Origin of the sequence: Helicobacter cinaedi CCUG 18818 = ATCC BAA-847 (assembly GCF_000155475.1) — a bacterium.
Taxonomy (GTDB): domain Bacteria; phylum Campylobacterota; class Campylobacteria; order Campylobacterales; family Helicobacteraceae; genus Helicobacter_C; species Helicobacter_C cinaedi.
In genome coordinates, this window is the sequence record NZ_DS990391.1 from 561,984 (window position 1) to 584,332 (window position 22,349).

The window sequence follows — 22,349 nt, forward strand, 5'->3', positions numbered from 1 at the left end:
TTACCTTATGTCTTTTTGCGTGTAAGATAAATCACGCCGATAATGCCAAACATCACAAGCAACATTACATACATACTAAACCGCACAAACTCCCGCCCACCGCTTTCATCAACAGGCATATTATTCTCTAATTTTACATCAAAATAATGAGCTATCATATCCGCAGCTTGAGCATAGCCATTTAGCACAATAGCAGAAATAAGCTGTGGGGTTAGAATCTCATCTTTTTGCTTTGGCAGAAGCGGCACCATATATTCATAATACACTTTTTCTTCATCAAAATATTTTTTAGGCTCTGAACTGATAATATCAATCTTTTCATCTTCTTTCATAAAAACAATAAGGGTGTAGGGCTTTTGAAGTTTTTCTAAAAGCATATTTTTATAGGCTAGACGCTTTTGTTTTTGGGTAAGCTTTAAAGTGGAATCTTGTGGGGATTCTAAAAATAAATCTTCCATAGGCACAGAATCCACAACCGCCACATAAAGATGATAGCCGGTTTTTGCTTGCAATTCAGTTGATAGGGTTTCAACAAAATCTACACTTTTTGGTATCAAAAGCTTATGTGTGTTATCAACAACATGAGCAGGGCTGGTTTGTGCCAATGATATATCTGCATAAAGCATCACCGCCCATAAGAAGCTAGAATACACTAGCCCCTTTAGAGAAAAAGGCATTTTAAACCAAATGCAGGAATAAATTAGGGATAAAAGGAATGACGATTGTCATAACAATGGTGATTATAAGCAATGCTCCAAGGAGCTTTTCAATCGGTGTGAGTTTCATTAGATTCTCCTTATTGTGCAGTTGTGTGGTGTTTAGCATTATCCGTGCTGATTTGCTTAATCGCACTTGCATCTTCAATCTTATAATAACTTGTAGCCACTTCTTTTTGTGTAAGGACAGCACAAGTGCCAAGCACACCAACTACACTCAGCAAAAGCACAACGGCAACAAAATATCCTGTCAAACCATTAATACCAAATAAACCATTCATACGCTACTCCTTAGTCTGCTTGAGATTCCAAAGAACGGATAAACACATTCAATGCTTCTTTTTGGCTTGTCGCAAAATTTGCATAATTAAATGAAGGCATTACACCAATCATTCCTTTTTTACCTTTTTGCAACACTTCTGTTAAAAATTCTGTCGTGCCATACTTGCTTAAATCCGGTGCAAAGCCATCAACGCCACCGCCATTGCCTTTACCCTCATCGCCGTGGCAAGCCGCACATTGCATTGCAAATACTTCCTTGCCTTTAGCCACTTCAAGCGGATATTTTGTGCTTTTCACACTTGAAATATCTTGCATAACATAAGCTGCTACCGCTTTTGCTTCATCATCACTAAGCTCAACAGGCACCATCTCACCTGCCATATACTCTAAGCCTTTACTTCCATCTCTAATCACTTCAATAATACCCTCTTCCTTGCCCCATTTTGTAAGATCTTTTGCCTTACCATTCATACCTTCAGCGGTAACGCCGTGGCATTGAGAACATTGCACCAAAAATATACCCTGCCCCATTTTTGTAAGCCCATCTTCATCAAGCTTATCCCAAGTGGCTGCATACTTTTGATTATAACTTTGCACTTCTTGGTTATATTCGCCAATTTGTGAATATGCATTGAGTGGATATCCTAAGAATAAATACCAAAAGCCCCAAATAATCACACCCAAAAAGCAAGCTGCCCAACCAATAGGAATATTATTTGTCTGCTCCCCTATGCCGTCCCAGCTCTCGTGTGTGAGTTCGCCATCAGCCTTGCTATCTTTGATTTTTTTGAGATACACACCCATTACAAAAATAGTGAGTATTAAGATAACAAAAGCACCTAATAGCCCGAGTGTCGTTATATTATCTGACCAATTCATTTGCTCTTTCCCCTTTATTGATTTTGTTGTTTATGGATAACTTCCCTTGGCTCAATAAGCTCATCATCAAGGTTATCTTTCAATGCAAGATTCGCATACTTCTCATAGTCTTTTACACCTTTGCGTTGTGAGGAATACAGATGATACACATATCCATACAAAAACGCTACAAGCAAAAGTGTAACGATGAGATAAATCTCTTTTTGATGTATAATGATGAACTGCATAAGAGCCTCCGGTATCATTACTGTCCTGCCTGTGATACCTGTGTCGCTGCTCGGCGAGATTGCCCAAGGCTATTCATATATGCAATAAGTGCTACAATCTGTTTCACTTCGCCCTTTTCAAAAGCATCTTTCACATCTTGGCTTATCATATCATCAACAACTGCTTTTGCTTCTTGCATAAAGATTTCTTTTGCCTTTGCCAAAGATTCTGTATTGCCTTTTTGATAGCCTTCGGCACCGATTTGCACACCACCTTCAACATCATAAGGCACACCAAATACAACCTTTTGTGTATAGGCTTCAGCAAATGCGGTTTCAAAATCAGCATTTTTTGTAAAAAGATGTTCATACGCTGGCATAATGGAGCCGGGCACACGCGATTTTGGATCTCTCATATGCCCATCGTGCCAATCCGCCGCATTACGGCTATCGCCAACCCTATGCAAATCTGGTCCAGTGCGTTTTGAACCCCACAAGAAAGGTCTATCATAGGCATACTCCCCGCTTAAGCTATATGCACCATATCTATCTGTCTCTGCTTTGAATGGGCGGATAAGCTGCGAGTGGCAATTATAGCAACCCTCAGCAATATACACTTGTCGTCCAGCTGTTTCAAGCAATGAATAAGGCTTTAACCCCTCAATAGGTTGAGCCTTTTTAGCAAAGCCGGGCAGAATCTCAACAAGCCCAGCAATAGAAAACACTAATAAAAACGCAACCGTGAAAAAGAATGGATTTTTTTCTAAAAAACTAAACATCTTTCACTCCTTTATGCTGCCATTGGTGTGGCATTTTGTGGCTCTTTGTCAAGCACTCTACCTGATGAGATTGTCATCATAATGTTGTAAATAAACATAATGAATCCTATCAAATACATCAAGCCACCAATCGCACGGATAAGATAATAAGGGAATAGTGCCGTAACAGTGTCAATAAAGCTATACACAAGACTTCCATTCTCATCTACATCTCTCCACATCATACCTTGTGTGATACCTGCAATCCACATACTTGAGAAATACAAGATAATTCCTGTTGTCATAATCCAGAATTGCGCGTCCATAAGCTTTTTGGAGTAAATCTCACGCTTAAAGATTCTAGGCACCATATGGAAGCACGCAGCAATCACCATAAAGCCAACCCAGCCAAGAGCCGCATCGTGAACATGCCCGATAATCCAATCTGTGAAGTGTGCCAAGCCATTTACCGAGCGGATAGACTGAATCGGTCCTTCAAGTGTGGTGAGCATATACCAAGTAGAAGCAAGGATTAAGAATTTAATCATTGGCGATTCTTTGATTTGATGCCACTGCCCTCGCATTGTAAGAAGCATATTAATCGCCGTTCCCCAAGAAGGCAAAATAAGAATAACAGAGAAAACAGATCCAAGAGTCTGAATCCAATCAGGCGTAGTTGAGTAAATAAGGTGATGCCCACCCGCCCAAATATAAATAAACATAAGTCCCCAGAATGAGAATAGCGTGAGCTTATAAGAGAAAATAGGCTGTCCAGATTCTTTAGGAAGGAAGTAATAGATTAACCCGATGATACCTGAAGTAAAGACGAATGCAACGGCATTATGCCCCCACCACCATTGCACCATCGCATCATTTGTCCCTGCATAGAATGAAATTGAATGCAGCACACTCCCCACACCTGCGACAAAATAAGTAGGAATAGCAAGGTTATTAAAGATATAAAGTGCAGAGATTCCCACAAATGTAGCGATAAAATACCACAACGAAATGTAAATAGTCTGCTCACGCCTTACACCCATACTTCCAAAAAGGCTAACTCCCCACAATACCCACACAACAACCACGATAATATCAAGAGGCCAAATAAGCTCGGAGTATTCTTTTGATTGTGTTAAACCAGCAAAAAGCGAGATAACAGCAAGTGCCATAAGCACGATATAAATCCAAAAATGTGCTAAACCAACCGTACGCAAAAATGGATGCTCTTTGTAAGTAATCTTTAGCACTCTTTGTCCTAAATAATACCACGAAGCCCAAATCCCACTAAGAGTAAAACCATAGATAATACCATTAGTATGAAGCGGTCTAAGTCGCCCAAAAGTCCCGTATTCTGAAGCTAGATAGTTTAAATCTGGGAATGCCATTTGAAATGCGATAACTACCCCAATGAGTAGTCCCACAAAGCCAAATGCCATCGCAGAAAAAACAAATAACTTAGCAATTGAGTAATCATACTCGAGCGTATTTGTCTGCATGCAATCTCCTTGTTCGTGTTTTGAAAAATACGAGATTTATTCTAATGCCTTTGAAGTTATAGCTACCTTAAAAAGTTAATATAAAAATAACAAAACGCTTTCAAATGGCAAAAAAGTGGCTGATTTTTTTCATAAATTGCTTAAAATCGGCTTGTTTTTCTTTATTTTTTGATAGATTAGGATTTTTTTCATCATCTGCTTTTTGATGAGATTCTAATAGACAAAGCTCCGCAAAGAGCAGTTTTCTAAGCCTTGGTGGAATTTTTGATTTTTGACAAAAAGTTTTAAAATCCCTTGTCATCGGTGGAATCGTTACATTTTTATACATATCAAATATATCCACTGCCACAAAGAGAGCCGATTCACTATGTGTAACCATCAAATAATGAATCTTAACGCAAAATCCACCCTTCACAATCTCTTTGCGTTGAGCAAAACTTAGCACATAGCCGCAAAGCTTTGCTATCTTATCGCAGCCTTGCAAAAGCCTATTTTGCTCTATTCCCCTGCTTATGCTGTCGTTTTCACCCATATTTTCACGCTTGTTTTCCCGCCACAAAGTAGATTCTAGCTTAAAAATCACTCCGCCCTGACTACATATACAATCCTTAGAATCTTGCGTAAGCCTTGCCACACACTCTAGCCTTAGCCTTTTTACACTTGGCGTATTTAGGCGTTGCTTATCCTGCTTAAGATATTCTAGGCTTTTAGCAATCCCCCTGCCATACTCCCTTGTTAGCTCATTAGCAAATCTCACCCGAAAAGCATTCCGCTTAAAGCCTAAATCCGCATTGCTAGAATCTTCAAAATACTTTAGCCCTTTCTCCTTGCAGTAGGTATAAATCTCATCTTTGCTTATAGATTCTAAAGGTCGCACGATATGGTAGCTTATTTTAGCATTCCGCCAAGATTCAAAACCCAGCAGATTTTCCAGCCCAGCCCCACGCGTAAGCTGCATAAGCAACCACTCAAAGCGATCATTAAGCTGATGAGCTAAAATCAACGCCCCATAGCCATACGATTGCATAATCTCATCAAAAAAGGAGAATCTAAACGCCCTTGCTTGAGATTCAAAGTTTTGAGAAAATTGCGGTGCGTGGGAGATGAAGCAGTGTTTCTTATAGAGTTTAGCCAAATGCTGTGCGTGGGATAGCTCATCATCAGCTTCCTTGCGTGTGTGATAATGCACAATGGCTATATCAAAGGGAATCTTATATTCCACAAGCAAAAAAAATAACGCCGTAGAATCCACCCCACCAGAAAAGCCAAGCAGATTCTTAGAATCTGCTAAAGGCAAAATCTTTTCTTTCAAGCGAAGTGCTAAAGGCGATAAAAATGTGGGCATAGGCTAACCTTAAAGTAAATTACTAAAACGCCCCGAATTATAGCAGAATCTACTCTATGTAGAGATTCTAAAAACCTAGCTATCCTTTATAAAATCATCATTTATCTTTAATGTATGTTGGTAATTTTATCATTATGTAAAGCGGTAAGAAACTCGCTCATTTTCTCACCAAAATATTTTTTAAAGTTCTCCGCATTTATCATATCGCTCTTGGCATTGTTGCATAACGCACACGCAAAAACGCAATTATTAGGCTCATACCCAAGATTGGGATTAAGCCTATCAATATGAAGTGTCCCTGTGAAAGAGGGCTTTTTAGATTCTATTTTATGGGTTTTTACATTTTGTGTTTTATCGGTATTCTGCTGATTATCTTCATCTTTTTTAGGGAAAAGCTCCTTTAGCACTTCCTCTGTCGTGCCACAATAATAACAACTTTTTTCTTGCTCCTTATACCACTCATAAAATTCTTTAAATTCAAACCCACCGTTCTTTTTAATCCGAGACTTAAGGGAGCTGTATCTCCGTTTAGCGTCCCTTATTTCATTATTAATCTCATCTTGATTCTTTTCCAAAATTGTTTTATTTCATCTCTACTAGCTGATAGCCCTGCTAGGTTAAGTTGCTTTTCTACGCTGTTTATCGTATTGACAAAGCAATTCCCAACACATATAAGAAACTTAGCCATAATATCCATTTTCACTCCTTATTTTGATTTTGAATCTCTTTTGTGAGATTTTCTACTTGCTCCTCTAAAGCTTAAGACTTTATTGAAACAAACACACAAATTGCACTCACTTATGAAAACGAGTGCTTCCTAAAGCTGAGCAATCTCAGCTAATACCAAAACTCCCTATTTATAGTCTAATAGGCTAATACTCAACCTAAGACTCAAAGGATCTTACAAAAAAAACGCTGATTAAATTAATCTCTAAGGCTCCAGCATACAGCTAACATTGCAAACAATTTTTGGCTCAAGAAGCGAGAGTTTTGCTAAAAACTTCGCTTGTTTTCTTGCTTTGAAACTAACAAATAATCAAAAGAAGTGAATAATCCCCAAAGAAGCACCACAGCTTAAACATATCAATGAAACTCCCCAAACCCAAAAGAAACTTTTGCTGATGTGTTCTTTAATACTAACACCGCTAAGTCCGCACCCTAGCAGTGTTGCTGGGACAACAGGAGAAATAAAAGTGGCACAATTTCGTGCGACAACCATAATGATTGCAATACTCATAGGATCTATGCCTAAACTTTGGGTAATTCCAACCACGATGGGCATAATGCCAAAGAAGTAAGAATCCGTGCAAAAAATTAATGCCATAGGCACAGCACTCAAGCCAACGATTAAAGGGATTAAAACCAATGCCCAATGGGGTAGAATCTCCAAAATTACACTTGCCATAACTTTCATAATCCCAGATTTGTCAAATACCCCAATCAAGATTCCAGCGGCAAAAAGTGTAGTGGCCATCATAATAGCACTTTTAGAGTATTTGTCTATAAGTTTTTGAGCTATCTCCAACTTGGGATAATTAATAAACAAGATAAGACAGAACCCTAACATAAATAAAAAATAGCTAGGCAGGACATTTACAATGAGTAGCACCAAAATCCCCAAAAGCACAATGAGATTCAAGAAGAAGGACTTATCTCTTGTATATTCCCCTTTTTCTAGCTCGTGATGGCTTATGCTTATCTCAATCTTCCCAGCTCCTAGTGCTATTTCCCTTCGTGCCAAGATAAAGGCAACTCCAAATGCACAAAGCAGCCCGATTGCTTGAATGGGGATAAGGTTATACCAAATGTCATTTGCCTCTGCACCAATAATCGTAGCAGCCCTGAGTGTAGGACCACCCCAAGGAAGGAGATTCATAACACCCAAAGAAATCGCCATAATCGTCATTAAGGTTGTTTTACGCATTCCCAATTTTTCATAAATAGGCAACATTGCCGGAATTACTATTAAGAAGCTAGAAGCCCCAGAACCGTCTAAATGTGCAATAACCGAGATAAGCACGGTTAAAAAGCAGATACCATACACATTGTTTTTGCTAAATTTTAATAGATGATTGATGATTTTGTTAAATACTCCTGCTTCATTCAACAATCCAAAAAATAAGATAGCAAAGATAAATAACACTGCCGTGGAGCTAACGCTGCTAATCCCTTGTTTGATGAAAAAACTCAACGCCTTAAAGTCAAAAACGGGATTTTCTATTTTTGCGAAATAAGCAATTTCAAATTTATCCTTTAACAAGCCTCCAATGCCCAGCTGCAAGTTTATATCCAGCAAGGCAAGTCCAATAGCACTACAACCTGATACGATTATGAACGCCACGGCAGGATTTGTCTTTTCTGTTAGCAGTAAATACACAATGAGAATGAGCGAACCAAATCCAACAAATGCTAAGAAAAATTCCATTTGAACACCTTTGTAAGTATAGAAATAGGGAAAGAAATAAGGTAATGTAAAAATTTTTTTAAAATATTAATACGGTGAGAAAAGTAACCCAGATTTACTAAAATGTTACATAAAGTAATCTAGGAGATAGTAGCACATAAACAAGGTGTGAAGCCACCCTGCAAAAACAGAATCTTAGCTTAAAGTCTAAGCTTTGTGGGGATTGTGTGGGCTATGGGGATTCCCGTGTGGATTCCCACTACCGCCAACTTGCTTAATCTCACCATTTGGCAGAATATCATACGCCGCACCAAATCCCTTGACAAACCGCCCAAGACCAAGCTCTAGCCTGATAAGATGAAAATCACTCATTTTGCGTATGGTCTTTATGCCACCAGCTCCGCCCATAGCAGATTCTAAACTATCCAGTGCCTTTTCAAACTCGCTAGAATCTCGCTCAATAAACACCGCATTGACACGATATTTAAGCCGCTTACGCAAAATCACAGACTTTGCCTTGCTCTCATCTTCTAAAAACATCACCTCTACTTTGCTAGGATTTGCCGATATGCTTTCAAAATGCTCCGCCACTTCGCTAATGTAGATATACAACGCCCCATCAACCTGTATAAGCGGAGAATATGAAGATATGGCATTGCCCTGCTTATCAATACTTGCGATGATTATTGAGCCAAACTCTTTTTTAAAAGATTCTATCTCATCGGCTATACCGCTGACATCGGTGGCTTTAGCCGCCTGACACAAGGAAATAATAGAATCTTTAATGCTCTTTTCATCTGCCTTTTGTGGAAACTCCACACGCAAGGACAGATTCTCGTTATACACAATATCTAACCCCACAAAATCCACGCCTACAAGCTTGGCATTTTGCACTTCAACCTGTGGATTGCCATATTTTTTACACAACGCAATAAGTTCGCTTTGATGATGCTCATTCATATGGGCTAAAATACTTTCAAAACTCATAAAAACTCCTTTGATAATAAACTGAAGAGGGTTGCATAGAGGCTACCTTAAGGAGATAAGATAGCCTATTTATGCAATCAAACAACAAATAAGGAAGGAAAAGATGCTTTGCTAACCCGCCCAGCCCTACCAAACCATACTTTAGATTCTAGATTTTGCATTGTCTTTTTTGCAGTGTTCTTATCAGTCCTGTCGGCGTCTTTTAAGATTCCCTATCCCTTTCAAATGGGGTATGCCTTAAGCTTGGTAAATCAATCGCACATTTAAGACTCCAAAATCTCGTATGATTTCGTTAGCAATTTTAAAAACAATTCTCATTTTAATATATAAAAGCTTAAAGACAAATTAATAAGCATTATTATTTTAGTAGATTCAATATAGATTCTAGAATCTTACCGCCCCACACTCAACAAACACATTGAAACATTTTTAAAGTATTTGCCAAAATGCCCTACACAAGCCCTAGATTCTCAAACACTTTCCATAGTGTCAGCAGAATAGAAAAGGCATAGATTCCAATCAGCGCATAGCGGTGATTACTCAAAGTAACCTTGCTTATAAGGTAGATTCCAAGCCCCACGCCAACAGATGAGCTAAGCCCCACGATAAGCCCAGAGTGAAAGTCAATCAGCCCGTGTGAGCCAAGCGAGATACTCCCTGAAATTGAAGCAAAGATAATGAAAAAAAGCGAGATAGGCACGACTTTTTTAGAGTTAAACCCCAAGTAATACGCCAAAATGGGCGCGAGTATCAGCCCACCGCCCACGCCCAAACTCACGGCGAAAATCCCCGTAACAAGCCCAGCTAGAATCATCACAGCCTTTTGCCTGACAGAATCTGTGATAGGTGGCGTGGGGTTGGCATTTGTTTTGACATCAAAGACATATTTGTAAAAACTCACTAAAGAAAGAAGCAAAAAGGCTAAAAGCAAGGTAAAAGAAGAGAGAGAAGCCACGATTACCCCGCTAAATGCCGCCCCCATAAGCCCACCTAATCCCACAAATACGCCATCTCGCACATCTAGCTTTTTGTGATAGATATTAATCATTGAACCTACACTTGAAGAGAATATCATCTGCATAATGGATATGCCAATGGCAGATTCCATATCCACACCACAAAGCAAAAGCACAGGTACGATAATCACTCCGCCCCCTATGCCAAAAAACCCAGCCGCCGCTCCACTCACAACGCCCAAAATCACCAAAAACCACGCACTTAATGCCACTTCCATTTACAAATCCTTATATTTGATTTTCTTACACTTTTACACATACAAACGCGATAAAGCCCTACTCTAGCCTAAGCAATACAATCTCACTAGGGGTTAGAAAACGAATAGCTGGTCCCCAAAAGCCCACACCGCTACTGACATAGAGTTGCGTTTTGCCTGAATCTGCACACATAGAATCCTGAATAAGTCGCTTAGATTCCATATTCTTATGCGTAATGTCATATAACCCATAGACATAATGCTGATCTAGCCACACAAACAAAGAGAGAGGAAACACCTGTCCAGCGTGTGTATGTCCGCATAAGACTAAGTCAAAATCACTCACATCATTTTGATACACAAACTTTGGCTGATGGGAAAGTAGAATACTAGGCTTTTGCGGATTTAAGCCCTTTTTAGCAGATTCTAAATTTGGCTCTAGATTCTTAAATCTAACCCCTGCTAAATCACTCACTCCCGCAAGATTAAAGCCTTCAAGTTCAATGTTGGTATTATGTAAAATAGTAAGATTTAATGTGTGTAAATATTCTAAAATAGAATCTAGCCCGTGATAATACTCGTGATTCCCACAGACATAATACACACCCTCTTTGCTTTTTAGCCACTTTAAAGGCTCCAAATCATCTTTAATATTTTCAATCTTATCATCTGCTAAATCCCCCACAATCACCACAATATCCGCTTCCAAAGCATTAATCTTTTCTACAATCCCCTCCAAAAACGCCCTGCCTAGATTCTTGCCAATATGCACATCGCTTATCATCGCAATGCTTTTTTTAGCCTTTAAATGCGGAATCTTTATGCGAACTTCTTTAATGGGTGGCAAAGTAAGGGCAGCAGAAAAGCCCTTAAAAGTGAATAGCAAAAATAATCCAGCCACCGCATAGTCTTTGCATTTACTCAAAAATGTGCGTCTGCTTATGTTTGTGTCATTGTGCTTTGAATCTTGTTGTGTAGCTAAGGGGCTTGGTTTTTTAGATTCTCTATGTTGAATCTTGCTAGAAAATTTAAGGCTTAAATTTACCCCAAATCTTAGTATATCCACCGCCACACACGCCATAAAAAGTGTGAGTGTCAAAACCAAGCACGAGCTAATCATAAGATATTGCCAATGGCTAAAACGCACATCTTTTAGCACAAGCAAGGCTATCTCGCCCAAAGCCAAAGCCACTAAAATCCCAATCCCCGCCCATTTTGGCAAAAGCACACTATGGCGAAAAAATCGCATATACACATACACTTTCATCGCATTGAGAACAACAAACACAACACCCACAAAAACTAAAATCATTCTATCCCCACACTCAATCTATGACTAATATAGAATCTATCACTATACGCAACGCAAAATACAAAATTTATTATATATTGCAAATAATTAACGCCATTATTACGCTTCAACTACTTTCATTATATATAATTGAAAATAATTGACTTTCATCGTGGAGAGGTGTGTTATAGATCCCTATTTTGTTATCCTTTGCGTTTTAGCAATGGCGGTTGTCTCGGGCATTGTGCTAAGTTGGCTCAAAATCCCAACAATCATCGGCTATATCATTACAGGTGTGCTTACAGCGTATATTTTTGGCTTTAGGCTTGAAGATTCTGAAAGTCTTAATAACATTGCTGAGTTTGGTATCGTCTTTTTGATGTTTATGATTGGGCTTGATTTTAGTTTTAAGAGTATCACGGCAATGAAGCAAGAAGTGCTTGTGTTTGGCGGTATGCAGATTGGAATCTCCATTGCCTTTTTCTTTGTTGTGTGCTATTACTTCCTAGGTTTTAATTTCTCCACTTCTATCATTGTAGCAAGTGCAGTAAGCCTATCATCTACGGCGATTGTGCTGAAATTCCTTAATGAAAGTGGGCAAACTAAAACGCCCTATGGAATGTCATCTGTGGGGATTCTTATCTTTCAAGATATTGCTGTTATTCCTATTTTGCTGATGATTAAGCTTTTAAGCGATAAAGATTCAGAAGTTGTAGCCCTGCTTCTTACCACGCTTTTTTCGGCTATCATTGTGCTTGTGGTGCTTGTGCTTCCGGGTAGAATCTTGGCTAAAGTGTTTTTGCGTTTTTCAGCAAATATGAAAACCGATGAAATCTTTGTAGGGGCGGTGTTTTTAATCGTGCTAGGGGCTGCGTATATCAGCAAAGCTTTTGGCTTTTCACTTACACTTGGGGCGTTTTTGGCAGGTATGATTATCTCAAATACACCTTATAAATATCAAGTCTCATCCGTGCTGGTGCATTTCCGCGACATACTTTTGGGTGTGTTTTTTATCACGGTGGGAATGCAGGTAGATATTCTCTTTTTGCTTGAATATTTTATTGTCATCATCATTTTAGTAGCATTGATGATGGGAGCAAAAACGCTACTTATGTATCTCTTTTTGTGCTTCTTTAGGGGTGAGCGTGTGGGTATGCGTGTGGCGTTATCACTCGCACATATCGGGGAGTTTAGCTTTGCGATTTTTCTCCTTGCAAGTCAGCACAAGATTCTAAATCTTACACTTGATGGTGGAATCTTGGGTGTTATTTTTGGCAATGCGTTCTTTGCGGGTATTACTCCACAAGAGATTTATCAATTCCTAACACTTATGGTGATTTTCTCAATGATTGCCACACCTTTTATCCTTGATAGACTTGATAAGGTTACGGACTTTTTCTTACGATATATGCGACCTTTTAGCTTTTTACAGAAAAAAATCATAGAAAGTCAGCAAGATTCACAAGAAGAAGGGGAAGGGGGGAAAGCAGATATTGAGGGGCATATTGTTGTATGTGGCTATGGGGAGCTTGGCAAGGCGATTTTGGAATATTTCAAGGGCTGCAATGTGCGTTATGTCGCTGTGGATAAAAACTACAAAAAAGTAGAAGAAGGAATGAAAAAAGATGAGCCTGTTATCTATGGGGACATTACACATAGAAAGATTTTAGAGGAGCTTGGGATTAGCCAGTGTGCGGCGGTGATTATTGCCATAGATTCTATTGAAACTGCACAGAGGGCATACCAAGATATTCACTCTCTCTCACCTTTGTGTAAGATTATTCTTAAAACCAAAAGTTCCGCTTTTGCCCTGCAAATTCAATCGCAAGGGGCGTATGCTGTGGTGCAGGAACGCAGGGAAGTGGCTAAGATTCTAAGTGATTTGGCTCTCCAAGCAGTGGAAGAAGATATACAACATAAGCAGGAGTAGAATCTGCTTGTGCTATATGGTGTAGAGTTAAATCTCTAGTCAAACCAATCAAGCATATTTAATCAAATCTGCCCCAATCAATAGGGCTTTTAGAGCATTCTTGCAAATACACATTAGCATTCACAAAGACATTGCTCCCCACAAAACCTTGTGCCAGTGGGCTAGGGTGCGGAGCGGTGATAATCTTATGTTTAGTAGAATCTATCAAAACCGCCTTTTTCTTAGCATAGTTCCCCCATAGCATAAAGACAAGATTCTGCTTGTTTTGCGATAATGCCCTAATCACACCATCGGTAAAATCTTCCCAACCAAAATGCTTATGTGAAGCCGGAGAATGTGCCTTGACACTCAAAATGCTATTAAGCAATAAAACACCTTGCTTTGCCCAAGCACTTAAATCCCCGTGCAAGGGTGGCGTGATATGCAAAGTCTGTGCGAGTTCTTTATAAATATTTTTAAGCGAAGGTGGGATAGGCACTCCACGCGGCACACTAAAGCTTAAGCCCATAGCTTGTGGGACACACTCTCCATTCACCATAGCATAGCCGTGATAGGGATCTTGCCCAAGTATAATGACTTTGAGATTTTCAAGTGAGGTAAGGCAAAAGGCAGCAAAAATATCTTTTGGCAGTGGATAGACAAGTTCGCCTCTAGCAAGGGCGTCCATATAATGAGATTTAATCTCGGCAAAATACGGGCTTAAAAGCTCATCTTTAAGGAGATTTTTCCAATCCTGTGGAATCTTTACTTTATCTAACTCAATACTCATTCAATAATTTTTGGAACGATAAAAAAGTTATCCTGTGCGTTTGGTGCGTGATTTAGCACATCTTGGGCAATACCAGAATCTTTTGGCTCATCGGCTCTTAATGGTGTTTTAAGATTCTCTACAAAGCAGTTATTTTCCACCTCAACAGAAGCAATATTTTCAACAAATCCTAGAATCTCGCTTAGCTGCTCCTTGGTAGATTCACGCTTATTCTCATCTAGCTTTAGCATACTCAATCGCTCAAGCTTATTTAAAAGTGTATCATCAATAGTCATTTTCAATCCTTTATCAAAAAACTCGGCGATTATAGCATAAATATAGTCGTTATAAAACCTCGCCCATTATCTTTGCAATCTCACTTGGAGCAAGGGGGCATTCCTTGATAAAAAGGGCTAAGGCTAGGGCTGCTTGATAGATAAGCATTTCCCTGCCGTCCTTGCATTCTAAGCCAGATTCTCTAGCTAGGGCTAAAAATGGCGTTTGCTTCCCATAAATCAAATCAAAGGCATAACAAGAGTGTGTAAAAATCTCTTGTAGCTTCTGCTTTACAAGGGGCAAAGATTCATCATTTAGCCCAGCACTTGTGGTGTTAATCACAATGCTATATGCCCCATCCGCCCTAAATTCATCACTCACAAAGCATTCAAAGCCCTTGTTAGCAAAAAATTCTAGCTTTTCTTGTGAGCGATTGATGATTGTCGTAGAAATATTATGCGTTTTTAGAATCATCGCTACTGCCTTAGCTGAGCCACCAGCACCTAAAATCAACGCATTTGACATCTTAAAATCTTTCACAGATTCATAAAAACCCTGTGCGTCTGTATTGTAGCCAATGATTTTTCCATTTTCACGCACCCAAGTGTTACACGCACCAATCTCTTTAGCTATACCGCATACCAAATCACACTGCCTATAAGCCTCTTCTTTAAAAGGAATAGTAATATTTGCCCCACTTAAATGATGAGTCTTAAAACTCTCACGCAAATCTTTGCCATTTTCCAAAAGCAAACGCCCATAAAAAGCATTTATAGCACAGCGTGAAAAAGTGTGATTATGCAAAAGTGGGGATTTAGAATGTGCGATAGGATTGCCATAGACAGCAAAAAAACGCAACATTACCGCACACTTTTGCTGATGTGATTAAGCGAGATGTAGCCATACTGCTTATTTGGGAGCTGAATCTTTGCCCACTCCCCTTGTGTCTCAAGCACATAAATTCGCATATTATGGCTTAGTCTGCCTATAACCGCCCCTTGAGAATCTGCTTTTGAACGCACATTAAGAGCATTAGCCACAACAACATAAGGCTCACCATTTTGCAAACCTAGATTCTGAGTTAAAAGCCTAGAGGCGACATAGCCCTCAACACCAAAGCGACTTTTTACCTTGCTCCAACCATCTTGCTCATCACTTAGAATCTCCAACGCCTCACCCACCGCTACACGAGAGATAATAGCAGATTCAGAGCTTGGTGTTTGACGGATATTAATGCGATATTTTGCATAGCCATACTTTTGACTTGAAGCTTGACTTGGTGGAAGTTGGCTTGACGGCACTTGACTTGGTAGCTCTTGCTCTGGTGGTGTGGTAGCTTGAGTATCTACAACAGCTTGGGGATTTGTCTCTTGCGATTCTACAACCTGTGGGGCAGATTCTATCTCTGTGGTAGGCAAAGCAGGGGCTGGATCTTCAATCAGTGGCTCCATAGTAGAATCTACTTCTTTATTAGGTTCATTTTGGGCTATTTGCACAGACTCTTGTGGTGCGTTTAAAGGATCATTTTTAACAATATGCGAACCATTTGGACTGCGTTTGCTGATAATCAAATTTTTTTGATCCATTAGCATAATCACAGCCACATACACCCCTATCCCTAACGCAACAATCAAAAAGGGGAGCGAGTAAAGTTTAAAAAATTTCCGTGTATCCAATCTTAGCCTTTATTTTCAAATAAGCTTAACCCCGCTGCCCTCGCAAACTTCACCGATAATATAAACATTCAAAGACTTTGCAAGGTGCAGGATTTCATCTGCTTTACCACTCTCCACAGCAAGAATCATTCCAACTCCCATATTGAATGTGCGATACATCTCCTCTTTCTCCACATACCGACTAAGCAAATCAAATATAGGGGGCGTTTTTATGGCATTAAGTGAGATTTTTGCCCCTAGATTCTGAGGGAAGATTCTAGGGAGATTTTCCACAATCCCACCCCCTGTAATATGAGCCAAGCCGTGCAAAGAAGGACGCAGAGAGGAAGCATATATCTCTTTAAAAAGCGGAACATAAATCCTTGTAGGCTCTAAAAGTGTGTCAATTAACGCTCTACCTTCAAACTCTTCATCAAAAGACATACCTAATTTATCAAACAGCACTTTCCTTACTAGAGAATAGCCATTGCTATGAATCCCGCTACTTGGCAGGGCAATCAACATATCGCCCTTTTGCACCTTTTGAGATTCCACCTCTTCACGCTCGGCTATCCCCACAGCAAACCCCGCCAAATCAAAGTCATCTTTGCTATACATTCCGGGCATTTCTGCACTTTCCCCACCGATTAAAGCACATTGTGCGATTTTACAGCCCTTAGCAATACCGCCAATCACTTCTAACGCATTTGTCTTATCAAGTTTGCCCGTAGCATAATAGTCTAAAAAAAACATAGGCGTAGCAAAGTTACAAATTAAATCATTCACGCACATCGCCACAAGATCAATCCCCACGCCTTGAAGCCTTTTGGCATCAATAGCAAGGCGGAGCTTTGTGCCAACGCCATCGGTTGCTCCTAAAATCACAGGATTCTTATAGCCACTCGGCAGAGCATACGCCCCAGCAAATGAGCCAATCCCACCAATCACATTGCTATCAAAAGTAGATTTCACTAAAGGCTTTAGCCCCTCTACAAGTGCATTGCCTTCATCAATATCAACGCCAGAATCTTTGTAGCTTATCATTAGATTTCCTTTTGCTTAATGCTTATTAGGTTTGTGAAGTGGCGGATTGTAACATATTCAAAATAATATTTTGTCCGCTCGTGTTTTGAATGTGTTTTGACACTCGCACTTGCAAATCGTGTTTATTGTTTTTTTTGATAGAATGTGAGCTATAACATAGAATCAAGGAAGCATACAATGAAGTTTTACATTATCGCAATCACAATATCAACCGCAATGCTGTTAAGTGGCTGTATGACACACAGCACACTTAAAAAACGCACCGCAAGTGTCATAGGCTGTCAGCCACAAAACATAACTATCAAAAATAGCAATCTTGATTTTATGGGAGGGCAACATTATACCGCCCTTTGCAATGGACAAACTTTTTCCTGCACCGCTCAAGAAGGCTCTACCACTCAATGTGCTCCTATGAGATGATTCTCTTTAGGAGTCTAGATTCTGTATTATTCCTTTTAATATTTTAGCTAAGGTAGCGTTTTACGCAATTTATTTTACACGCTTCAACTCGTGCTTTAAGCCAACTCACTCACAATGTGTTTCTAAGGGAATTGCATAGTTGATTCTGCAATCTCCCCTGCTAATTGCTCGTGCGGTAGCGGAACTGCCCATTTTTAAACACAAGCTTTGCTCCACCTATGCCATATAACCATTTATTTTCAATAAAGTTTTTCAAAAATGCCGCAAACTCCCCACCGATACTTTTTTTATAGATAATCCCCACACCATCGGTATGTCCGATAGAACACACCGTGCCTCTGTGCTTAAACTTAAAAGGCTTCTTTTGCGTTGTGCCATTTAGAATCTTAATTAAGCTTTTCCCCACATAATCCCCCATTTGTGCAGCAAGCTGTGCGGTTGGTGCGTGGATAGCGTCCCTTGAAGCATACAAAGCACAATCCCCCACCACATAGATATTCTTATACTGCGGACATCGCAAATACTCATCAACCTTAATCCGCCCCTTTGTCGTCTCAAAGCTTGAGTTTTCAAGGCTATCATTGCCTTTCACTCCCGCACTCCATAAAATTGTATTGCCCTTTATGTGTCGTTCTTCCCCATTTTGCTTAATCACAACGCCATTCTCCTTGCACTCCACCACCTCGCCATCACAAATCACATCAACGCCAAAAGCTTCAAGCTTTTTCTTTGCTAATGCACTTGCTTTTTTACTAAACATCGGCAGGATTCTTTCACTCCGCCCAATGCAAGTAACCTTTGGCACTTCCCGTGGAATCCCACCAATCAAACATAGCTCATCTAGCCTAGAGCCAAGCTCAGCAGCAAACTCAATGCCTGTAAATCCCGTGCCACAGACAATCACGCTTAAATCTTCATCATTTTTCGTATGACAATATTCTTTGAATCTATACTCTATAAGTTTATCAAGCTTTAAGGCAGCATTGAGCGATGAAAGCTTGTGAGTGTATTCTGCCACGCCTTTAATGCCAAAATCATCAGGCTTAAAGCCAAGGGCAATAACCAAATAATCATACTCATACGCCCCACCATTGCCAAAGACGCGTTTATTTTCTGGGTCAAAAGAGAGAATCTTATCTTTTATAAAATGCACTTTGTCTAGATTTAGAATCTTGCGGAAGTAGATTCTAGCTTTTCTCGCGCTCAATGTGCCAATGGCGACTTTATGCAGGAGTGTAGTTTGGTAGTGATAATCGTGTTTGCTAATGAGTGTAATCTCTGCTTGAGTTTTAAGCTGCTCTTGCAGTGTGATAGCCGCACGCAGTCCCCCATACCCACCGCCAAGAATAAGAATCTTTGGAGCTTTCATAGAAGTCTTATGCTCTCCCATTTTTCACCTCCGCTTGAAGTTGTTTTTAGAATCTACAATCCGCTAAATCCTAGAATCCAAAGCTAAAAGCACAAACTAAAACTGCAATACTATCGCTTTTGTCCTAAAATCTCCACACTTTCAACAGCAAAAAGTAAAAAAATAATTTATTTTTGCGTTTTTACTCATCTTGTGTTTTTTAGCTATACTTGCCTTTATGAATACAAATCCCGCACACAAAGCAAAAGGCATTGCTAAACAATACCAGATTCAACTCTTAGAATGGTATGCGATACAGGGCAGAACTTCTCTTCCTTGGCGAACCCTAAAAGGTGAAAATGCCCCTTATGGCGTGTATGTAAGTGAGATAATGTTGCAACAAACGCAAGTAAAAAGAGTGCAAGAACACTATTTCACCCCATTTTTAAACGCCTTTCCCACACTAGAATCCTTAGCAAAAGCAAGTCTAGATTCTATACTCAAGCAATGGGAGGGCTTAGGCTATTACACTCGTGCGAGAAATATGCAAAAAGCGGCGATTCTTTGCTGTGAAAAATATAATGCTACTTTGCCTAATACACGCAAAGATTTGCTTAAACTGCCCGGAATTGGGGCATATACTTCAGGGGCGATTTTATGCTTTGGTTTTCATCAAAGTGTGAGTTTTGTAGATGGGAATATTAGACGGGTTTTGTGTAGAATCTTTGCATTACGCGAACCTAACCAAAAGCTTTTAGACGGGCTTGCATTTTTGCTTTTAGACACAAAACACAGCTTTGATTATAATCAAGCCTTGCTTGATTTGGGTGCGATGATTTGTACGCCAAAATCGCCTAATTGCCTTATCTGCCCTATGCAAAATCTCTGCAATGGCAAGGTAAATCCTACGCTCTATCCAACTCCAAAAACTTCTTCTTCAACCCCACTTACACTGCATCTTTTGTTATATAAAGATTCTAAAGGCAGGATTGCCTTTGTGTATGAAAAAGGGGATAAAGGTGGCTTGTATCAAGGCTTATACAATCTCCCACAACTTAAGCTAGAAGCACTTGCAAATAAGCAAAGATTCTATAAATGCGGCAGTTTCAAGCACCACTACACAAAATACGCTATCACCGCAAATGTATATAAACTAGATTCTAAACACTTAAATCTATTAACGCAATCCCTGCCACACACAAAACTATATTTCTTTTCACAAAAAGAGCTAGAATCTAGACCACTTTCATCACTCTGCAAAAAGGCATTGGAGTTTGTGTAGATTCTAAGTAGAATAAGAATCTACAAAAGCGATTAATTGCTTACGAGCATATCTCTAGCTTCCTGCACATCTGCAAGCTCCTTTTTTAGCTTTTTGACACCTGTTAGCATAAATCTCAAATACACTATTGGGAAAAATATGCCTCTAAGCAACCAGCCAATAACCTTACCTATCATAGAACCTAACAAGTAGCTACCATCAGTCTCCATTCTATGACGAGCCAATGCGTTATAATGAGCGTCTTCTGCGGATTGATTAGCTCTTGCTAACATTCTATCGCTAAACCCAGCACAACTCCACACCAAGATACCAATGATAATATACATAACAGAATCAGAAAAATACCCAAGCATACCTAAAGCCAATCCAATTACAAGTATGACAGACCAAATAATGCGTTTTTGAGCGATTTGACCTAATGCTGTTTGCAAATACGCAATGTGCGGGTCTATCACCACATCTAGTGTGCATTTTTGACACATCGGCTTATTGTCATCATCTCGCATAGCATCATTTATGCACTCCATGCAAAGCCCTACATTGCATTTGCCACAAGAACCAACAGCTACCACATCATTATGTTTAATACAATTATTTTTGCCCCTTTTGTTTTGAGTTTAAAAAGGCAAGAATACAAAAAAAATGGATTGTATATGACTTGCCTTAAAAATTAAAATGTGCGTGGCATAATGAGAATCCACCACTTCAAAGCTCCACGGATTCATACTTGCATTTTGTGCCATTTCTAGCTCGTCTTACTGCCACACCACCGGCATTTGCCTTGCGTTTATCGCCTATGAATTATACGCATTCTCGCCGTGCAGTCTAGAATCCAGCCCGTGTTTCTCCACTTCCTCATCTACACGCAAATCTGTAAAAAACGCTATGGCTTTGAAAATCACATAGCTTACCACAGCCGATAGAGCGATACAAATCCCGATTGCATAAAGCTGCTCAATAAGCAGCTCAAACTCCCCGCTTATAAACAAGCCCTCACCTAACGCCCCTTGTGCTACTACTGCTGGATTCACCGCACCATTTGCAAAAAGACCTGTGGCGATTCCACCCCAAATCCCACCAATGCCGTGCAAACTAAAGGCATCAAGCGAATCATCAAGCTTAAGCTTATCTTTGATAAAACTTAGCCCAAAGTAGCAGATACAAGCACCCAAAGCACCGATAAGCACACTTGAGCCAACACTCACAAAACCACAACAGGGCGTTATACTCACAAGCCCAGCTACAAGCCCACTAAGTGAGCCTAGAATCGTGGGGCGTCTGTGTATGACCCACTCTAATAGCACCCACATAAAATAGCCACTTGCAGCAGAGATAATGCTAACAACAAAAGCATTGACAGCAATAGAATCTACTTTTCCAGCACTCCCAGAGTTAAACCCAAGCCAACCGATGAAAAGCAGTATCGCACCCAAAAACGCATACGGCACAGAATGCGCACCTTGCGTATAGGGGATATTCTCTTTTCTCGCACCTACAATCAGCACTCCCACAAGCCCAGCCACACCAGAGCTAATATGCACCACACCGCCACCAGCGAAGTCTAAGCCACCTCGTGCAAGTAAAAAGCCATTTTCACTCCAAATCATATGTGCCAAAACATCATACACAAAAGTGCTCCACAGAAGCAAAAACACCACAAGCACACCAAGCTTGATACGCCCTACAAGTGAGCCTGTGATAATTGCCGTAGCAATGAGAGCAAACATCATTTGAAAGATGACAAACAAAATATTTGGGATTCCATTTTCATTGACACTAGTAGTGTTTGCGACAAACAAATGTTCCAAGCTCCCCACAATCCCAAACCAGCTATCCGTCCCAAAACTCAAGCTATACCCCACAACAATCCATTGCAGAGAAATCGCTCCAAAGCCAATGAAGCAATTCATAATAGTATTAAGCGTGTTTTTGGACTTCACCATTCCAGCATAAAACATCGCAAGAGATGGCGTCATAAGTAGCACTAGAAGTGAGCAAAGCATAAGGAACAAAGTATGGATAGGATTGATTGTCTCAATAAAAGCCATTTAATACTCCTTATCTTAAAA

25 protein-coding genes are annotated in these 22,349 nt (G+C 39.8%); 4 read left to right on the plus strand and 21 right to left on the minus strand.

Annotated elements, in window-relative coordinates; translation table 11 throughout:
• Positions 1-5: 5 nt before the first annotated feature.
• The 10 genes from HCCG_RS02950 to HCCG_RS02995 all read right to left on the minus strand — a co-directional run bounded on the left by HCCG_RS02950 (position 6) and on the right by HCCG_RS02995 (position 9,073).
• Entirely contained in the window at positions 6-677 is a 672-nt protein-coding gene (locus tag HCCG_RS02950; RefSeq protein ID WP_230197840.1) for a hypothetical protein, read from the minus strand.
• A gap of 119 nt (positions 678-796) precedes the next feature.
• Positions 797-997, minus strand: coding sequence for a DUF4006 family protein (locus HCCG_RS02955; protein ID WP_002955935.1), 201 nt, complete (start codon positions 995-997; stop codon positions 797-799).
• Positions 998-1,007: 10 nt separating this feature from the next.
• Positions 1,008-1,877 carry a cytochrome-c oxidase, cbb3-type subunit III gene (gene ccoP, locus HCCG_RS02960; protein WP_002955936.1) on the minus strand — a complete coding sequence of 290 codons (870 nt, stop codon included), beginning with the start codon at positions 1,875-1,877 and terminating at the stop codon, positions 1,008-1,010.
• 14 nt (positions 1,878-1,891) lie between these two features.
• The gene (locus HCCG_RS02965; RefSeq protein ID WP_002955937.1) at positions 1,892-2,122 is read right to left on the minus strand and encodes a cytochrome c oxidase, cbb3-type, CcoQ subunit; all 231 of its coding nucleotides are present in this window, start codon (positions 2,120-2,122) and stop codon (positions 1,892-1,894) included.
• Positions 2,122-2,862: a cytochrome-c oxidase, cbb3-type subunit II gene (gene ccoO, locus HCCG_RS02970; protein ID WP_002955938.1), complete on the minus strand. Its 741-nt coding sequence runs from the start codon at positions 2,860-2,862 to the stop codon at positions 2,122-2,124. Before ccoO ends, HCCG_RS02965 begins: the two co-directional genes overlap by 1 nt.
• An 11-nt stretch (positions 2,863-2,873) precedes the next feature.
• Complete coding sequence (gene ccoN, locus HCCG_RS02975) at positions 2,874-4,337, minus strand: cytochrome-c oxidase, cbb3-type subunit I (RefSeq protein ID WP_002955939.1); 1,464 nt, start codon at positions 4,335-4,337, stop codon at positions 2,874-2,876.
• Positions 4,338-4,437: 100 nt separating this feature from the next.
• Complete coding sequence (tilS, locus tag HCCG_RS02980; protein WP_002955940.1) at positions 4,438-5,682, minus strand: tRNA lysidine(34) synthetase TilS; 1,245 nt, start codon at positions 5,680-5,682, stop codon at positions 4,438-4,440.
• 107 nt (positions 5,683-5,789) lie between these two features.
• On the minus strand, positions 5,790-6,257 hold the full coding sequence (locus tag HCCG_RS02985; protein ID WP_002955941.1) for a hypothetical protein: 468 nt from the start codon (positions 6,255-6,257) through the stop codon (positions 5,790-5,792).
• Positions 6,258-6,718: 461 nt separating this feature from the next.
• Positions 6,719-8,107, minus strand: coding sequence for a CitMHS family transporter (locus HCCG_RS02990; RefSeq protein WP_002955943.1), 1,389 nt, complete (start codon positions 8,105-8,107; stop codon positions 6,719-6,721).
• 186 nt (positions 8,108-8,293) lie between these two features.
• Positions 8,294-9,073 carry a HugZ family heme oxygenase gene (locus tag HCCG_RS02995; RefSeq protein WP_002955944.1) on the minus strand — a complete coding sequence of 260 codons (780 nt, stop codon included), beginning with the start codon at positions 9,071-9,073 and terminating at the stop codon, positions 8,294-8,296.
• Positions 9,074-9,181: 108 nt separating this feature from the next.
• Between HCCG_RS02995 and HCCG_RS11910 the strand changes: the two genes are divergently transcribed.
• Complete coding sequence (locus HCCG_RS11910; RefSeq protein WP_002955945.1) at positions 9,182-9,340, plus strand: hypothetical protein; 159 nt, start codon at positions 9,182-9,184, stop codon at positions 9,338-9,340.
• Between the two features lie 184 nt (positions 9,341-9,524).
• Here HCCG_RS11910 and HCCG_RS03000 read toward each other — a convergent pair whose 3' ends face one another.
• Positions 9,525-10,307: a sulfite exporter TauE/SafE family protein gene (locus HCCG_RS03000; RefSeq protein WP_002955946.1), complete on the minus strand. Its 783-nt coding sequence runs from the start codon at positions 10,305-10,307 to the stop codon at positions 9,525-9,527.
• A gap of 58 nt (positions 10,308-10,365) precedes the next feature.
• Complete coding sequence (locus HCCG_RS03005) at positions 10,366-11,598, minus strand: metallophosphoesterase (RefSeq protein WP_015453876.1); 1,233 nt, start codon at positions 11,596-11,598, stop codon at positions 10,366-10,368.
• Positions 11,599-11,800: 202 nt separating this feature from the next.
• On the opposite strand from HCCG_RS03005, the gene HCCG_RS03010 reads away from it, so the two are divergent.
• Positions 11,801-13,507, plus strand: coding sequence for a cation:proton antiporter (locus HCCG_RS03010; protein WP_034548030.1), 1,707 nt, complete (start codon positions 11,801-11,803; stop codon positions 13,505-13,507).
• A gap of 58 nt (positions 13,508-13,565) precedes the next feature.
• Here HCCG_RS03010 and ung read toward each other — a convergent pair whose 3' ends face one another.
• The 5 genes from ung to purM are packed head-to-tail and all read right to left on the minus strand — an operon-like array spanning position 13,566 to position 17,230.
• Positions 13,566-14,276, minus strand: coding sequence for a uracil-DNA glycosylase (ung, locus tag HCCG_RS03015; RefSeq protein ID WP_002955949.1), 711 nt, complete (start codon positions 14,274-14,276; stop codon positions 13,566-13,568).
• Positions 14,273-14,551: an Asp-tRNA(Asn)/Glu-tRNA(Gln) amidotransferase subunit GatC gene (gene gatC, locus HCCG_RS03020; protein ID WP_002955950.1), complete on the minus strand. Its 279-nt coding sequence runs from the start codon at positions 14,549-14,551 to the stop codon at positions 14,273-14,275. The genes ung and gatC overlap by 4 nt, the downstream gene beginning before the upstream one ends.
• Before the next feature lie 49 nt (positions 14,552-14,600).
• Positions 14,601-15,392 (minus strand): shikimate dehydrogenase, encoded by a 792-nt coding sequence (locus HCCG_RS03025; protein ID WP_002955951.1) that lies wholly within the window; start codon positions 15,390-15,392, stop codon positions 14,601-14,603.
• Positions 15,392-16,207 carry an SH3 domain-containing protein gene (locus tag HCCG_RS03030; protein ID WP_002955952.1) on the minus strand — a complete coding sequence of 272 codons (816 nt, stop codon included), beginning with the start codon at positions 16,205-16,207 and terminating at the stop codon, positions 15,392-15,394. Before HCCG_RS03030 ends, HCCG_RS03025 begins: the two co-directional genes overlap by 1 nt.
• 15 nt (positions 16,208-16,222) lie before the next feature.
• Positions 16,223-17,230: a phosphoribosylformylglycinamidine cyclo-ligase gene (purM, locus tag HCCG_RS03035; protein WP_002955953.1), complete on the minus strand. Its 1,008-nt coding sequence runs from the start codon at positions 17,228-17,230 to the stop codon at positions 16,223-16,225.
• A 177-nt stretch (positions 17,231-17,407) separates the two neighbouring features.
• On the opposite strand from purM, the gene HCCG_RS03040 reads away from it, so the two are divergent.
• Positions 17,408-17,650, plus strand: a complete 243-nt coding sequence (locus HCCG_RS03040; RefSeq protein ID WP_002955955.1) for a hypothetical protein — start codon at positions 17,408-17,410, stop codon at positions 17,648-17,650.
• 160 nt (positions 17,651-17,810) lie between these two features.
• Here HCCG_RS03040 and HCCG_RS03045 read toward each other — a convergent pair whose 3' ends face one another.
• On the minus strand, positions 17,811-19,040 hold the full coding sequence (locus tag HCCG_RS03045) for an NAD(P)/FAD-dependent oxidoreductase (RefSeq protein WP_015453880.1): 1,230 nt from the start codon (positions 19,038-19,040) through the stop codon (positions 17,811-17,813).
• Between the two features lie 196 nt (positions 19,041-19,236).
• Between HCCG_RS03045 and mutY the strand changes: the two genes are divergently transcribed.
• Positions 19,237-20,280: an A/G-specific adenine glycosylase gene (mutY, locus tag HCCG_RS03050; protein WP_002955957.1), complete on the plus strand. Its 1,044-nt coding sequence runs from the start codon at positions 19,237-19,239 to the stop codon at positions 20,278-20,280.
• A gap of 32 nt (positions 20,281-20,312) precedes the next feature.
• On the opposite strand, the gene HCCG_RS03055 is transcribed toward mutY, so the two are convergent.
• The 3 genes from HCCG_RS03055 to HCCG_RS03060 all read right to left on the minus strand — a co-directional run bounded on the left by HCCG_RS03055 (position 20,313) and on the right by HCCG_RS03060 (position 22,310).
• The gene (locus HCCG_RS03055) at positions 20,313-20,807 is read right to left on the minus strand and encodes a hypothetical protein (protein WP_015453881.1); all 495 of its coding nucleotides are present in this window, start codon (positions 20,805-20,807) and stop codon (positions 20,313-20,315) included.
• 90 nt (positions 20,808-20,897) lie between these two features.
• Entirely contained in the window at positions 20,898-21,023 is a 126-nt protein-coding gene (locus tag HCCG_RS12795) for a hypothetical protein (RefSeq protein WP_268257950.1), read from the minus strand.
• 51 nt (positions 21,024-21,074) lie between these two features.
• On the minus strand, positions 21,075-22,310 hold the full coding sequence (locus HCCG_RS03060) for an ammonium transporter (RefSeq protein ID WP_172580143.1): 1,236 nt from the start codon (positions 22,308-22,310) through the stop codon (positions 21,075-21,077).
• Positions 22,311-22,349 lie beyond the last annotated feature (39 nt).